This window comes from Pseudomonas sp. FW305-E2, from assembly GCF_058782925.1.
This window is the reverse complement of record NZ_JBYSYE010000002.1, coordinates 97,484-112,388: the sequence shown is the minus strand read 5'-3', so window position 1 is coordinate 112,388 and position 14,905 is coordinate 97,484. Positions and strand designations below refer to the sequence as shown.

11 protein-coding genes are annotated in these 14,905 nt (G+C 62.4%); 2 read left to right on the top strand and 9 right to left on the bottom strand.

The genetic code is table 11. From position 1 onward, the window contains the following. Nucleotides 1–2: 2 nt before the first annotated feature. From AC3WLP_RS03140 to AC3WLP_RS03110, 7 genes are all read right to left on the bottom strand, one after another. The gene (locus AC3WLP_RS03140; RefSeq protein ID WP_088512269.1) at nucleotides 3–2,873 is read right to left on the bottom strand and encodes an aminotransferase class III-fold pyridoxal phosphate-dependent enzyme; all 2,871 of its coding nucleotides are present in this window, start codon (nucleotides 2,871–2,873) and stop codon (nucleotides 3–5) included. 38 nt (nucleotides 2,874–2,911) lie between these two features. Continuing rightward, nucleotides 2,912–4,123: a beta-ketoacyl synthase N-terminal-like domain-containing protein gene (locus tag AC3WLP_RS03135; protein WP_012052688.1), complete on the bottom strand. Its 1,212-nt coding sequence runs from the start codon at nucleotides 4,121–4,123 to the stop codon at nucleotides 2,912–2,914. Next, entirely contained in the window at nucleotides 4,120–5,418 is a 1,299-nt protein-coding gene (locus AC3WLP_RS03130) for a beta-ketoacyl-[acyl-carrier-protein] synthase family protein (RefSeq protein ID WP_088512270.1), read from the bottom strand. The genes AC3WLP_RS03135 and AC3WLP_RS03130 overlap by 4 nt, the downstream gene beginning before the upstream one ends. Then, complete coding sequence (locus AC3WLP_RS03125; protein WP_088512540.1) at nucleotides 5,415–6,329, bottom strand: beta-ketoacyl-[acyl-carrier-protein] synthase family protein; 915 nt, start codon at nucleotides 6,327–6,329, stop codon at nucleotides 5,415–5,417. The genes AC3WLP_RS03130 and AC3WLP_RS03125 overlap by 4 nt, the downstream gene beginning before the upstream one ends. 169 nt (nucleotides 6,330–6,498) lie before the next feature. After that, nucleotides 6,499–7,773 carry a beta-ketoacyl-[acyl-carrier-protein] synthase family protein gene (locus tag AC3WLP_RS03120; protein WP_088512271.1) on the bottom strand — a complete coding sequence of 425 codons (1,275 nt, stop codon included), beginning with the start codon at nucleotides 7,771–7,773 and terminating at the stop codon, nucleotides 6,499–6,501. An 11-nt stretch (nucleotides 7,774–7,784) separates the two neighbouring features. Continuing rightward, nucleotides 7,785–8,354 (bottom strand): acyl carrier protein, encoded by a 570-nt coding sequence (locus tag AC3WLP_RS03115; RefSeq protein WP_033726736.1) that lies wholly within the window; start codon nucleotides 8,352–8,354, stop codon nucleotides 7,785–7,787. A 332-nt stretch (nucleotides 8,355–8,686) separates the two neighbouring features. After that, complete coding sequence (locus AC3WLP_RS03110) at nucleotides 8,687–9,358, bottom strand: ATP-binding cassette domain-containing protein (protein ID WP_088512541.1); 672 nt, start codon at nucleotides 9,356–9,358, stop codon at nucleotides 8,687–8,689. Nucleotides 9,359–9,931: 573 nt separating this feature from the next. Between AC3WLP_RS03110 and AC3WLP_RS03105 the strand changes: the two genes are divergently transcribed. Further along, a complete protein-coding gene (locus AC3WLP_RS03105; RefSeq protein WP_004576530.1) occupies nucleotides 9,932–11,119 on the top strand; it encodes an acyl-CoA dehydrogenase family protein in 1,188 nt (395 codons plus the stop codon). Between the two features lie 8 nt (nucleotides 11,120–11,127). After that, the gene (locus AC3WLP_RS03100) at nucleotides 11,128–12,231 is read left to right on the top strand and encodes a sigma-54 interaction domain-containing protein (RefSeq protein WP_003253968.1); all 1,104 of its coding nucleotides are present in this window, start codon (nucleotides 11,128–11,130) and stop codon (nucleotides 12,229–12,231) included. Between the two features lie 211 nt (nucleotides 12,232–12,442). Here AC3WLP_RS03100 and AC3WLP_RS03095 read toward each other — a convergent pair whose 3' ends face one another. Both AC3WLP_RS03095 and AC3WLP_RS03090 read right to left on the bottom strand, forming a co-directional pair. Continuing rightward, nucleotides 12,443–13,768, bottom strand: a complete 1,326-nt coding sequence (locus AC3WLP_RS03095) for an ABC transporter substrate-binding protein (protein ID WP_012052696.1) — start codon at nucleotides 13,766–13,768, stop codon at nucleotides 12,443–12,445. A gap of 67 nt (nucleotides 13,769–13,835) precedes the next feature. After that, nucleotides 13,836–14,903 carry a branched-chain amino acid ABC transporter permease gene (locus tag AC3WLP_RS03090; protein WP_012052697.1) on the bottom strand — a complete coding sequence of 356 codons (1,068 nt, stop codon included), beginning with the start codon at nucleotides 14,901–14,903 and terminating at the stop codon, nucleotides 13,836–13,838. Nucleotides 14,904–14,905 lie beyond the last annotated feature (2 nt).

Here is a 14,905-nt window from a genome sequence, read left to right as displayed (position 1 = left end):
CCTTACAGTGAGTTTTGAGTTTTGAATTGCGCGAGGGTGAAACCGTGGGTCGCGGCCAGTGCGCGGACCTGCTGCACTTGCTCACGGCTGATATCGCCGTAGGAGCCGTGCTGGCTCATGCCAGACAAGCCCATCAACACCGACTCGGCCATGCACGCATACAGCTGACCTTTTTTCAGATAGGCCCGCACGTTGGGCGCCAGGCCGTCGTCGAACGGCGTCTGGACGATGCCGCCGTGCATGTAGAGCACGTCTTCGCGTTGGCTCGACAGGTCTTGATGGACGTTCAGCGGCACGGCGATATCGCAAATCACGCTGCGCTCGGCAAAATGTTCGGCACCGAGGAACGGCTGAGGCGCATTGGCAGCGCACAGGACAATCCGTGCGCCCTTGATGGCGTCGAGATCGTTGGTGACCGTGATGAAGGCGTTCGCGCCAAGGCGCTCATCCACCAGGCGGGCGATGTGCAAACCGAGGTCGGCTTTTTGGCCATGTGAGTGCAACAAACCACGAAAACCATCAAGGGTCAGCAGTCGCTGGGCCAACCGGTCGTGTTCGGCCGTGCCTTTGAGGATCGAACGGGCCGCGTCGGCGTAAATCTGTTGCGCAGTTTTCTCCAGGCGCCGAACCGAGCCGTCACGACCGCTGCCAATCAGAATCAGGTGATCGACGGTGGCGGACAGCACCGAGGCATAGGTCGACGCAACGTTACCGGCGGCACCGACAACGGCAGCGGTTTGCTCGCAAAGTGCCAGACCTTGCTGTACACAGCCTTGCTCGATGGCTTCGAGCCCCATGCCGATGGTCAGGGCGTTGCCGGACGTCAGCGCCATGTCGGCAATCTTCAGCGCCTGACAATTGTTGGTGACGATCGAGGTGTACATCCCGAGGCCGGCGATGCTGCAGCCATCGGCGCGGGCATCGGTGACACGCCTGCCGACTTCTTCGCGAATGCTGTCCAGGTCACCGCTGCGGATGTACTCGGCCATGGCATCCGAATCCATGCACAGCGGGTATAACGTGAACTCCACCGCCATGCCGAGGCGCGACCGAATGATCACCGGGCCGACTGGCACAGCGCGGCGTTCAGGCTTGGTGCGATTGATGAACGTGCGTTTTTGTTCCGGGCTCAGGGCTGCCAGCGAGGGATCGACGTCACCGAGGATATCGGCATCGATCAGGTGGTTGATGAACGCTACCCGAGCGACGACTTCGACCTTGGCAGCGGTGTTTTCAACGGGCTCAGCCACCCGAAAATCGTCCTGACGGACTGGCACGGCGGGCATCGAGTCCGCGCAGATACCCGCCGCCAACGGCAACGCATCGCCACGGCGCAGCATGTCGCAGACCCGTTGCAGGGCAGCGATCAGCCCGTCGATTTCGCCCAGGGTGATACAGGCTGGCGGCTCCAGGCGAATCACGTTGGAGTTGCTGCCCGAAGGTGCTACCCGCAACGCTTCGAATTGCAACAGGTAACCGGCAATCAAGTAACCCAAGGCATCGTTGTACTGGGCCGACGCCTGTACCAGCGAACTGCTGACACTCAAGTCGTGCAATTCCAGACCCACCAGCAAGCCACGCCCGCGCACATCGGCGATCACATCCGGATAGGCCATCTTCAGTTCATTGAGCGAGGCTTTGAGGTAGGCGCCCTTGGTGCGTATGTCTTTGAGCATCGCGTCGTCATTGGCGAACAACCGGCGCAATGCCGACAGCGCGATATGGCAGGACGGATCGTCCTCGGCGAAGGTCGAGCTGTGGATATAGCTGAACTCGCCTTCGTAGTGGCTGCTGCGGATCACCGTCGCGGCGATTTTCATCAAGCCGCCGCCGAGTGCCTTGGACAGGCAGTAGTAGTCGCCTTGCAGGTTGAACTGGCTGCTGGCAAGAAACGTCCCGGCGCGACCAAAACCCGACTGCACTTCATCGACCACCAGCGGGCATTGTTGCTCGTTACACAGCTTGCGCAGCCCCAGATAGAAATCGGCCGCGAACTCGTTGATACCGCCTTCGCCCTGAATCGGTTCCATCAACACGGCGGTAATCGCACTGAACGGCAATTGCAGCACGTGCAGGTGTTCGCCGTCCCATTGCAGGCTCAACCAATGGTGCGTGTGCCGGGCCGGCAATGCCTGCAACTGATGGGGCTGCTGTGGGTCGATGAACTCGACGTTCAGCCCAAAACGGGCAAACGGCGCGCGGTACTGACGGCCATAGGTCAGTTGCACGGTATTGACCAATTTGCCGTGGAAGCTGCCGCGCAGGGCGACGAATACCGGTTCGATGTGCAACTGCGCCAGGTTGTGTTGGCGAACGGCTTCAACCACCTGACGCAAGGTCACGCTGTTCAGGGTGGTCGGCAGGACACCTGCAGGCAGGTCGAGGTCGGCCACCTCCAGTTCGCGGTAAGCGTGTTCGCTGGCGGTCAGGCTGGCCAGGGTGAAATCGATGTCGTCGAACTGCTTTTGCAGGCTCTTCTGGCGACGGAACTCCGCGTGCTTGACGGCGATTTCCACCGCCTCCGCGCCACTGTTGGAGAAAGTCGAAACATAACGTTCGGTGTTCTTCAGTTCGCGATTGAAGGCGTCGCTGAGCGCTCGCCCCAATTGCCCGGCCGCACCGCGGATCGACATTTGTGCGTTGAACGGCACGTCGCTGCGCAGCAGCGCACATAGCTGATCGACAAACTGTGGGTCGTTGTGGCCGAACAGTGCCGCACCGTAACCGCCGAGAAAGTCGGTGACCGCGACCATGTCGCCCTTGGGGTTGCGGTAGAACAACTGGCTACCGAGGGCGCGCTCAAATTGACACTCAAGGCCCAGTGCCTGGAGCAGGCCGACGAATTTGGGCCGAACGAAATCGCGATAATCCATGACAGTCATATCCCTTGAAAGTAAAAAAGAGGCGGTAGTCAGCGGCAGTCCTGAGTGGCCTTTGCGCTGTAGAGCACTTGATAGGCGGCGCTGAATCCGTTGTCGTCGCGATTCAGCACCAGGCAATGCGCAAGGCTCGCGGCGTGGGGCGCGCCCTGAATGAACGGCAGGTTCGCCACTGGTTGCTGCAAACCGGCAATCGGCGGCACGCTTTGGGCCTGCAATGCGCAACGCGCCAGCATCAGATCCACCAGGCTCGGCGCCGCGCTGAGAATGCCGTTGATCGCCAACCCGCTGGTGATGTGCGAGGCGCGCGCAAGGGCCAGCGTCTGGCACAACACGCGGTCTTTGTGCGCATCGCCGGTGCCGCTGCACACCAACACATCGGTTGGGCTGTCGGGCAGGCTCAAGCGACCGAGGGAGGCATGGGCCGTCATGTCGGCGAGGCACGCCTGAGGACCGGCCGGCAGGTCTTCGCGCCGGCGCAGCACCAATGCTGCCGCGCCCTCCCCGGCAATGCCGCCGGTGCCCCGAAGGTCAAACGGCAGCAGCGTGTTAGAGCCATTGGCACTGATGACACCCGCCTGGACCAACCCGGACAGCGCCAGGGCATCCAGCTCGCTGCCCGCACCGACAACGATTGCCGCGTCAATGCGGCCAGCCTGCAAAGCGGCCGTAGCCTCACGCAAGGCTGCCAGGTTGCCGGCGACACCTTGCATATAGGCGTTGCACTCACCCACCAGTTTCAGCGCCAGGCTGGTGACACCCAGCAAGCAGTTGCTCAAGCCTTTGAGCACCAGAAAAGGGTCCTGGGCACGGTCTTGCAGGATCCGTTTGGCGAACGCCGCCATGTCGGCGACGCCGTCCTGCCGACAGCCGAGCAACAACTCGGCATAGGATTCCAGAGACGGATGGGTGTAGCCGCCCTGACAGCAATACAAACCGAAACGGACATCCGGCGGCTCATCGGCCAGACCGGCTTCTTCCAACGCCTGACGTACCGCGCTGACACCCCAGATCACTGCCGGCGTGCAGTAACGCTGAAGGTTTTGTGCAAGGTCTTGTCGGCTGCGTTGGTGGTCCTGATCCTGAATTTGCCCGAACGCCACCACGCGTTCGCTGCTGAACCGTCGGGCGTTCAGCGCCGTAATTGCACTGCGCCCTTCGGTTGCGGCCGCCCAGAAAGGCTCGACACCCCAACCGCTGGGCAACACGCAACCCGCACCGGCAATCGCGACCGCCTGTTTCATCGCGGCGCCTCCCGGTACTTGCACAGCGCCAGTGAAGTGTTGAGGCCGCCGAAACCGAAGGAGTTGCTCAGGGCAACGTCGACCTTGCGCTTGACCGCTTGAAGGGCGCAGTAGTCGAGGTCGCATTGTTCGTCGGCATCCTGCAGGTTCAGGGTCGGCGTGACCCGATCATCCCGGCAGGCCAGGGCCGTGAGCATGAACTCCGGTGCTCCGGCGGCCGCAATCAGGTGGCCGAACTGGGATTTGTTGGCCGTCACCAGCAACCGCCGATAATGTTCGCGCTCGGCGAACAGGGTCTTGATCGCCAGGGTTTCGGCGGCATCGTTGAGGGGTGTCGAGGTACCGTGGGCATTGATCAGGTCGACCTGTTGCGGCGCCAGCCCGGCATCCGTCAGGGCCGCCTGCATCGCCAGCACCGCGCCACGGCCCTGCGGGTCGGGGGCGGTGATTTTGTAGGCATCCAGGCTGCTGCCGAAACCCAGCACTTCGGCGTACGGCGTTGCCCCTCGGGCGAGCGCCCGTTCGAGGGTTTCGAGCACGACAAAACCACCGCCTTCACCCGCAATCAAGCCACTGCGATGGCGGTCGAACGGCCGACACAGTTCGGTGCCCCAACGCTGTTCGCTGCTGGCGGCGCCGAGCAGATACAGCGCGGTCATGGTGTCCAGGCTCAGCACCGAATCGGCGCCCCCTGCAATGGCCAGCTCGACCTCGCCGCGACGGATCATCTGGAATGCATTGCCGATGGCCTGGGACGCTCCCGCGCAGGCGCTGCTGATATTGATCACCGGGCCTTCACTGCCGATGCCATCGGCAATCACCCGCGCAAGGCGGTCGTTGCTCTGACACAGTGAACTGTCAGGATCGACCTGCGCCTGTCGCGCCATCAATTGAGCCCAGGACGGCGCCTGCGCCGGGTTATCCGCCAGGCTGAGCAGCATGTCCTGCAAACGATGAGCAGGTGCGCCGGACGCTGACAATACCGCCGCGCCACGCAACTGTTCGGGGCTCAGACCACTATCGGCAATGGCTTGGGTGGCCGCGACCCAACCAAAGCGGGTGCGTTTTTCCAGCGACAATCCCCAGGCCGGATGGTTTTTCAAGTGTGCCGGCATCAAGCCCATATCCACGGGCGCTGCGTAACGCACGGGGAACGCACCCGCCTCGACGCCTTCCGGTTGCCATGGCCGAATGCAATGCTCGCCGGCCAACATGCTTTGCCACATGGACTGCCACTCGAAACCGAAGCCGGTAACGGCGCCCATACCCGTGATCACGATCCGTGTGGGGCTCATGGGTAACTCTCCATTGTCTCTGTGTCCGACGACGTTCTGGCCAGCAGCACCGCGCCCCAATGCCCGCCTCGGCTATGTTCAATCAACAGCGTGTAACGGCTGCAATCCAGTGCCCAGGTCACAGCAATTTCGCTGAGCAAGGCGCTGGCGCCCAAGTCACCTAGCAATGCCTTGGAGTGTTCGAGGGTGTGCCCCGATAGGCTAAACAACGCGGCAATCTGCGGATCCTGTGCATCGGCGACGACTTGCCCGACATCGCTGAGGCACAGTTTTTCGTTGCTCAAAGCACGCTCGATGACGTCGCGACCAACCGCCAGTCCACGCTCGGGTTGCGCGCTGTAACCACGGGCAAACCCGGCAATACGCAACGCAGATTGAGCACCGCTGCCTGGGTTGGTCGTCAGCAACAGTGCCGCAGCACCTTCGCCGAAAACCCACGGGCCGGGGTTTACAGGTGGGTGAGTAGCGTCACGCAGGTACAACGCCGGGGTGATGTTCGGACTGCTGCTGACGACCACGGCAGCATCGGCACGGCCTTCGCTCAGATGGGCAGCGGCCTCCATCAAAGCATCCAGCCCCGCATTGCCCTGGGAGCAAAAACCGCCCATGGGCCCCTTGCAACGCAAGGCCTCAGCCGCGTGGGCCATGACGCTGCTGTTGAGCATCATCAGCGCATGCAGCGGCGGTGTGTGGGCAAAGAATTGCGCCAACAGATCGGCCGGTTGTGCACCAATGGCCTGCACTGCATCCCAGCACGAGCTGGGGCCATCCACTTCCGGAATGGCAGCAGTCAATGCGATCCGCTCGTCGGGCAGTTCCAGCCCACGCAAGGTCTCGGCGAGACGGCCGGCGCAATACAGCAGGCGCGCGCCCTGAGGCTCGAGGCTGCGGGACAGTTTGCGGTCGTACACACCCGCCGGCAAGGCGGGCGCTGCAACACAATGGGCCAGACGTGCCGGGTCGAAATCCAGCGGTTGCGCGGCCTGAGGTTGACTGTCACGAGGCGCACATTCAGTACCGGCGGCGTTGAGTACCGACGCAGCAGTGATATAAACAGCGGTTGAATTGGATCTGGTCATGTCATGCCCTGCCCAGCACCAACGAACTGTTCACGCCACCAAACCCGAAGGAGTTGGAAAGCACGACATTGATCGGTTGCTGCAACGGTTCACAAAGGAATTTCAACGCCGGAAATTCGGATTTTTCCGGCTGAAAATTGAGGGTCGGCAAGGCCACGCCCAACTGAATGCTCATCAACGACAGCACCGCCTCAATGGCACCGCTGCCGGCCAACGAATGCCCTACGGCAGACTTGTTGGCAGTGAACGTCATCTGCTCCAGGGTTTCGCCGAAGACCTGCGCCAGGCCCAGGGCCTCACAACGGTCATTGGCCTGTGTCGACGTACCGTGAACATTCACATGGTCCACAGCCGCACTGGTCAGTTCGGCATCGGCCAGGGCGGCCGTCATGCAGGCGGCATACTTGCTGCCGTCGCGGCTGCTGGAGGTGATTTTCTCTGCCTCGCACAGATTCGCGTAACCCAGCACCCGGCCCAGCGAACAGGCCTGACGACGCTCGGCATGCTCGCGGGATTCCAGCACCAACAGCGCCGCCCCTTCGCTCAGCACAAAACCGCAGCGGTCCGGCATGAACGGCCGGCTCTGTTCTGGTGGGGAAAAGTCCAAGCGCTGGCAGAGTGCGCCCAGCCCATCAAAGCTGTAGTAGGACAATTCATGGGCCATCAACTCCACCGCGCCACACAACGCCAGGTCGATCTCGCCACGGGCGATCGCTCGATAGGCGCTGCCGATGGCCATGGTGCCGGCGGCACAGGCATCGGAATGTGTGGAGATATGGTCACGTACACCCAGCCATTCGGCGAGATGGCAGGTTTGCTGATCAACCCGCCGGGCAAACGCCCCACCGCTGAGGGTGTGGTTATCCAGGAACTGGTCGAGATCGACCCGCCCCTGATCGTCCATGTAACGGCTGGCGTCCCGCAAATCACCGCTCACGCAATGTTTGTTGGCCCCGACGAAAATACCGCTGGCGACTCGGGCAAAAGCGCCGTCGGCCAACCCGGCATGGGCCAGCGCCTGACGGGCCACGTAATGCGCCAGCCATTCCTGGCGGGAGGTGGTCTGCAGGTCGCCCGGAAAGGCCGCCGCGATGACCTGCCATTGTTGCTCATCGATAAATCCGGCCGCCGGGTTCGCAAACCCCAGTTCGACAAACGCCGGGTGCTGGCCAATGCAGGAACGGTTTTCGCTGATCGTCGTGAACAGCGAGGCCGCATCCAGTGCCGTGGGAGCCACCAGTCCATAGCCGGTGACCAGAACCTCTCGGGCCTGCATCAAGCCACCCCCTACGCCGAAGCCTTCAACTGGGCGGCCGCGTACTGCTCAACCAGCAGACGCGAGATCGAGTCACCGTCCAGAGGGGTCAGGCGAGCACTGCAACCGCCACACACCACTTGTTGGCGTTCATTGAGTTGGGCATGAGCCGCGCCACACTCAGGGCAGGTTTCGGGGAGGTGGTTGAACACGTTATGGCATTGCTGCGCCCAGTTCCGCACGGTGGTGGCCGAGAAGACATCGCCCGGCTGCATGCCCACGTGCAGCTGGCCCGGCGCATAAGCGCTGAGGCTCTGCTCCAGCAAGGCCACGCCGTCCTGCGTGATTCGGCCTTTTTCGATAAACCGGGTGGCGTCGCCGAACACCGCTACCGCGTGATCCAGCACGCTGGTTTTCGGCAAGGTGCAACCGTACTGACGGCCCAGCTGGAAGCTCAGGTCGACGATGTCCAGCGAGTCGGCGCTGAGGTCGTCAACGATACTGCTGTGCTCTGTCACGTCGCCCCTGTCCAACACCAGCAACTGCGCAAGAATCTCCTGTGTACTGCTGATAACGCTGTCCAGTTCCAACGGATTATTCATTGATTGTTTCCCTACAAAAGCCGCATTGAATGAATAAAGTCATCGGGCCAAAAAAGCTGTTTTCAGGCCAGATCTATCGAGGGCCGGGAGTCTAAAGTCTCCCCCTAAGGGGAGAGTCAACGTGCCATCAGTGCTTTTTGTGGGAAATCCCGACGCACCCTGAAACCTTTGATTTATGCAGCTCAATGGGGCTTGGAGAGGAATCGTAAGATGACAAAATCGATGGCTTGAAACAGCACGAGAGTTCCAGAAATGGGGTGTCACCGTACCCGCAAGCACCAGAGGTACCCTGCGCAGCGGAACAGTTTTCGTCGGGCCGTGAATCTCGTCGATCAGTAGGTTATTGCCGCGTTCACCGGCTTGCCGATCAGGTGATAAACCAGCCCCGCCGCAAAGCCGGCCATAGGCAACAGCCAGATGACCCAGCGGTGGGTGGTTGCTCGCGCAAGCCCGACCCGTTGCTGCATGTCACCAGACAACTCGTGGGGAAAACACTCGCCCCACGCTTTCAGCCCCACCGCCTGCAACTGCCGTTGTGCCGCTGCGCGTCGTGTACGCTCCGGCTCACCGCGCAATCCCAGTGGCAAGGCCACGTTGTCGAGCACGCTTCGATGCGGCAGTAAACCGAAATGCTGGAACACCATGCCGATGCGCTGCGACCGCAGTTGGCGCAGCGCAGGCTGCGTCAAGTCGCTCAGGACCTCACCGTCGATGAGCACCTCGCCGCTGCTCGGTTCTATCAACCGGTTGACGTGGCGCAGCAAAGTCGACTTGCCGCTGCCGGATGTACCCATCAAGCAAAGCACTTCGCCGCGCCGCACCGCGAGGTTCACTTGCTCAACCGCGTTGCTGGAGCCTGACCGGCTCCCCTCGTAACGTTTGGTGATCGCACGAAATTCCAGCGCGATACCAGGAATCGATGCAGAGCCAAGGGAGTCTGCGCTGATCCGCGCAGGGGTTTCCAAAGGGTCGTTGGCAATCAGTGGATATTTATCAGCGATCACGTCGCCCCCGGAGTTCAATGGATTCCAGGGCAACGAAGCAGACTCCATGCCAATCGGCCAAACCCCGCGTACTCAAGCGCGAGACGGGTTTTTGCCATGACAGCATGGTGTTGAGGAGGCAGCAACGTTGCATGGCTGCTGTTGTGTGGGAAACAGCGAAGAACACGCCTGCGGTCTTCGTGAACGAAAGCTTTGGCAGCCTTTGTGCTGCCATTGCATTTGCAATGACTAAGTATTCCATACGGGAATATAAATATTATTTTTTATTATTTTTAGAGATATGAATCGACTTTTATACTTTCATCAGACCCGCGATGAATCGGGGTAACCGTGCTGGAGGGTTGAAGTTTCTGATGCCAACGTCATTGCCTACCTCCGGCCAATCCCAAGTGCTGTTGCAGCTGCACCCGCTGTTCAGTTTCTTCCAGCCTCTGCAGGCCCGCATCCCGCTAGCCGCAGAACGCACCGCAGCCCTCTTCCACCGCCAAGCGCATGTGCTGAGCAATTTGCCTGAGGAGCCGCTATGAAACGCCCCCCAATCCGCCCTCCCCACCCGCCAGCGAGGAATGCCGAGTGACAACCCCTCTACGACCTGCCGTGCTCAGCCCCTTGCAGACTGCACGTCGCCTTGCGACGGCGTTCGCCGAAACCGCCGTCGAGCGTGACGAGGCCGGCGGCACACCCAAGGCCCAGCGCGACGCTATCCGCCAGAGCGGCTTGTTGGCGCTGAGCATACCCACCCAGTTCGGCGGCCTCGGCGCTAGCTGGAGCGAAACCCTGGAGGTGGTGCGCGAATTCGCCCGGGTCGACAGTTCCATCGCCCACGTCTTCGGCTTTCAGCACCTGATGCTGGCTACCGTACGCCTGTTCTCCCGCCGCGATCAGTGGCAACCCTGGTTCGAGCAGACCGCGCGCAAGAACTGGTTCTGGGGCAATGCGCTCAACCCCCTGGACAGCCGCACCGTACTCACACGCTTCGACGGTTGGTACGAGTTTTCCGGCAAGAAGAGTTTCTGCTCAGGCGCCAGCGACTCGGAAATGCTGATTGCCTCGGCGGTCGATGAAAGTGCTGGCGGCAAGCTGCTGATCGCTGCCATCCCCAGCGGCCGGACCGGTATCACACTGCATGATGACTGGAACAACATGGGCCAGCGCCAGACCGACAGCGGCAGCGCTACTTTCGAGCGCGTGCGCGTCGAAGAGAACGAGATGCTTCTCGACCCCGGCCCGCTGAGCACACCCTTCGCCAGCCTGCGCCCGCTGATCGCCCAGTTGCATTTCGCCAACGTATTCCTTGGTATCACCGAAGGCGCTCTGGAAGAGGCTCGCCATTACACGTTGAAGGAAGGCCGCCCGTGGTTCCGCTCCAAAGCCCGACATGTCAGCGAAGACCCTTACATCCTGCGCCACTACGGCGAGTTCTGGGTCGGTCTGGAAGGCGTGCGCCTGCTGGTGGAGCGCGCCGCTACGCAACTCGACGCGGCCTGGCACAAGGAGCACGCGCTCGGCGCCGAAGAGCGTGCGCAACTGGCGCTGGCCATCGCCACGGCCAAGGTGGCGGCGGCACGCACTGGCCTGGACATCTGCAACCGCCTGTTCGAGGTCACTGGCGCACGCGCGACCCACGCCTCGCTGCGCCTCGATCGCTACTGGCGCAACCTGCGTACCCAGAGCCTGCACGACCCGCTGGACTACAAACTCCACGAGCTGGGTGAGTGGGCACTGAGCCAGACGCGACCCACCCCATCTTTCTACTCATAGGAATCGCCATGCAGTTGCTGACCCTCCCCCCTTCGCCGTCACTGGCCACCTCGATCCGGGCGACCGCACAGGTCTTCGAAGACGCTAGATCGCAGGCGCTGCTCGCCCACCTGCAACAGGTCGCCCCCAGCGAGGCCAGCGTCCTGATCATCGGCGAGACCGGCACGGGCAAGGAGCTGGTCGCACGCCACATACACAACCTCAGCGGACGGCGCAACGGCCCCTTCGTCGCGGTGAACTGTGGCGCCTTTTCGGAGTCGCTGGTGGAAGCCGAGCTGTTCGGCCACGAGAAAGGCGCCTTCACCGGCGCCCTGGCGGCCAAGGCCGGCTGGTTCGAGGAGGGCAACGGCGGCACACTGTTCCTCGACGAAATCGGCGACCTGCCCATGGCCATCCAGGTCAAGCTGTTGCGCGTGCTGCAAGAGCGTGAAGTGGTGCGCCTGGGCTCGCGCAAGAGCATCCCCATCGACGTGCGCGTGGTCGCCGCCACCAACGTGCAACTGGACAAGGCCATCGCTGCCGGCAACTTCCGCGAAGACCTGTACTACCGCCTCAACGTGGTCAGCCTGCAACTCTACCCGCTGCGAGAACGCCCGGGCGACATCCTGCCGCTGACCCGACACTTCATCAAGACCTACTGCAACCGCCTGGGTTACGGCGAAGTGCGCCTGTCCCCCGAGGCCGAACGCAAGCTGGTGAGCTACGACTGGCCCGGCAACATCCGCGAGCTGGAAAACGTCATCCACCACACCCTGCTGGTGTGCCGCAATGGCCTGGTGCAGGACGACGACCTGCGCCTGTCGCACCTGCGCATCGAGCGCCAGGACAAGTCGCCGGTGAGCACCGCCGAAAGCGCCGAAGAGCAGTTGCTGCGCGCCTTTCAGCGCCTGTTCGAGGAGCAGGCCGGCAGCCTGCACGAGAAGGTCGAGGACACCCTGCTACGCAGTGCCTATCGTTTCTGCCACTGCAACCAGGTGCACACGGCCAGTCTGCTGGGTCTGAGCCGCAACATCACCCGCGCCCGACTGATTGCCATCGGCGAACTGGTGGTCAATCGGCGCCGGCCAGAGCCCCAGATGCGCCCTGAGCGGGCGATACAACTATCAATCTGAGAGGCCGCCACGAACGATTGCCCCCCCTTGCCAACTGCGCGAGGAGGGTTGCGAAGGACAGAAGCGCATGGCCGCGCCAAATGGCGGCAATCGCAACAGACTGGAAGCAGCCCCCAACCTTTGAGCCGGTGTGGGCCTGGTGCGCGGCGGCGCCCGAACTGCGCAGGGCTGAAGACAGGCCGGGGGGACGCCACCGGCCCTGCCCGCGCGATCAGCCTTCCTGGCTGCAATCACGCGGGGTGATACCCTTCTCTTTGGCATATTGATGCGACGAGGCCTCGATGATCGGCCGCAAAAACGCGCGGTCGGCCTGTACCCAGTCGCTGATCAGTTTCCACTTCTGCCCGTCCCACTGCTGGAAGCGCACCGCACCACCGCCTTCATGGTCGGAGCAGGACAGTTTCAGCGGCTGCACCAGCCCCTTGGCACCGAGTGCCTGCAGGCGGGTATCGTCCAGGTTCAGGTGTTCGAAGCCCCAACGCACCTGCTCGCCACTCAGCGGTTGCCTGCCGAACTTCTCCTGAGCCAGACGCAATGCCTCGACGTTGAGGATGCCGTTGACCACGCCGAGGTTGTAGTACACGGTGCCGAAGCGCTTCGGATCGGCCAGGTCGCCTTGGCCCTTGTCCACCACCGCCTGTTCGATGCCCTGCAGCACCGGGAAGTCGGTACCGGACGGATGCGTGGTGATGGCGATGAAGCCCTTGGCCGCGGCACCGGCAGGCGCCGCGTCTTCCTCGGAGTTGCTCCAGATATTGCCGATGATACGGTCGGCAGGGAAACCGACCTTCTGCGCAGTCTTCAGCGCCACCGGGTTCATCACGCCCCAGCCGCGCAGGATGACCCAGTCCGGCTTCAGGCGGCGGATGTTCAGCCACTGCGATTGTTGCTCGTTGCCGGGGTGCGGCACCTCCAGCAGGGTCAACTCGAACCCGTACTTGTCCGCCAGGGCCTGCAGCACCTCGTTGGTTTCCTTGCCATAGGGCGAACCGTGAAAGAGCGTGACGATCTTCTTGCCCTTGAGGCCCTGCTCGCCGCCTGCCTGCTGTGCGATCCAGTTGACGATGGCCGATACCTCGGAATAGGGATTGAGCTGCAGCGGGAAGACGTAAGGGAACACGCTGCCATCGGTGGAGTCGGTACGCCCATGGTTGATGGTGATCAGCGGCAGCTTGTCGGCCGTGGAGCGTTCCAGGGTGGCATACGCGATACCCACCGACAGCGGATTGGTGGCGGCAGCCGGTGCGCCGTTGAGCCCACCCTTGAGGCGCTCGTAGCACTCCACCCCCTTCTCCACGACGTACTCAGTCTCGCACTCGCTCCAGGTCAGCTTGACACCATTCACGCCGCCTTGGGCGTTGACGTACTTGAGGTAATCGATAAAACCACCGAAGAAACCGGTGCCACCTGCGGCATAGGGGCCAACGCGGTAGCTCTGCAGGGGGAAATACTGTTCGTTGGCCGCGTGCACGTTGAGTGCACCGGCCGCCAGGCTCACGGCCAGCGCCAGGCGGCCGAGGACGGATCGGGTCGACATCGTGGTTATCCTTTACAAATCAGTGGGCAGTGACATAAGGCGGGCGAAGCCCGGTGCGAAGGTTCGCTCAGTGGCGCAACGGCCAACGCCGAGTGCGCTCGCGAAAGCGTTGCCAGAGGCGCGCCAGGCCCTCCGGTTCCTTGATCAGGAAGATGATGATCAGCGTGCCGAAGGCCATCTTCTGTAGGTTCTCTATCTGTCCGGCATCAATCAGCCCGGTCGGCAGCAACCCGGCCAGGTTCGACAGCAGCACCGGGAACAGCACGATGAAGGCGGCGCCGAGGAAGTTCCCGAGGATGCTGCCCAGGCCGCCGATAATGATGATGAACAGGATCTGGAACGAGCGGTTCAGGTCGAAGCCGTGTGGCTCCACCGTGCCCAGGTAGGTGAAGGCCCAGAGCGAACCGGCCACGCCGAGGTAGAAGCCGCTGATGGCAAAAGCCAGCAGTTTGGTCTTCAACAGGGGGATGCCGATCACTGCGGCGGCGGTGTCCATGTCGCGCACCGCCATCCAGTTGCGCCCCAGCTCGCTGCGCACCAGGTTGGCGCCCAGCCAGAACAGCGCGCTGACCACCGCCAGGGTCAGCATGTAGCGCCCGGCCGGCGACGAAAAGTCATACCCGGCCATCAGCAGCGGCGGCGCGCTGATCACCCCCGAGGCACTGTCGTTGCTGAACCAACTGAAGCGGGTCAGCGCCCATGGCACGAAGAACTGCGCCGCCAGTGTCGACACCAGCAGATAGAAGCCTTTGATGCGCAGGCTTGGCAGGCCGAACACCACGGCCACCAGCGCCGCCACCAGGCCGCCGAGCAGCAGGCTGGCCAGCAGCGGCAGCCACGCCACGCGCAGCTCGAAATTATAGGCTGCGAAGGCACCTACTGCCATGAACGCCGCCGAACCCAGGGACAGTTGCCCGGCATAACCGGTCAGCAGGTTCAGCCCTAGGCCGGCCAGCGACAGCAGTAGAAATGGGATCAGGATGGCACTGAACCAGTAATCATTGCCCAGCAGTGGCACGCCGATGAAGGCGAACAGGACCAAGGCCGCCAGACCCAGCCGATCCTGGCGCAGGCGAAAGAATCGTCGGTCGTCGGCGTAACGCACGCTGAACTGGCCCGCTTCTCGATACAGCATGA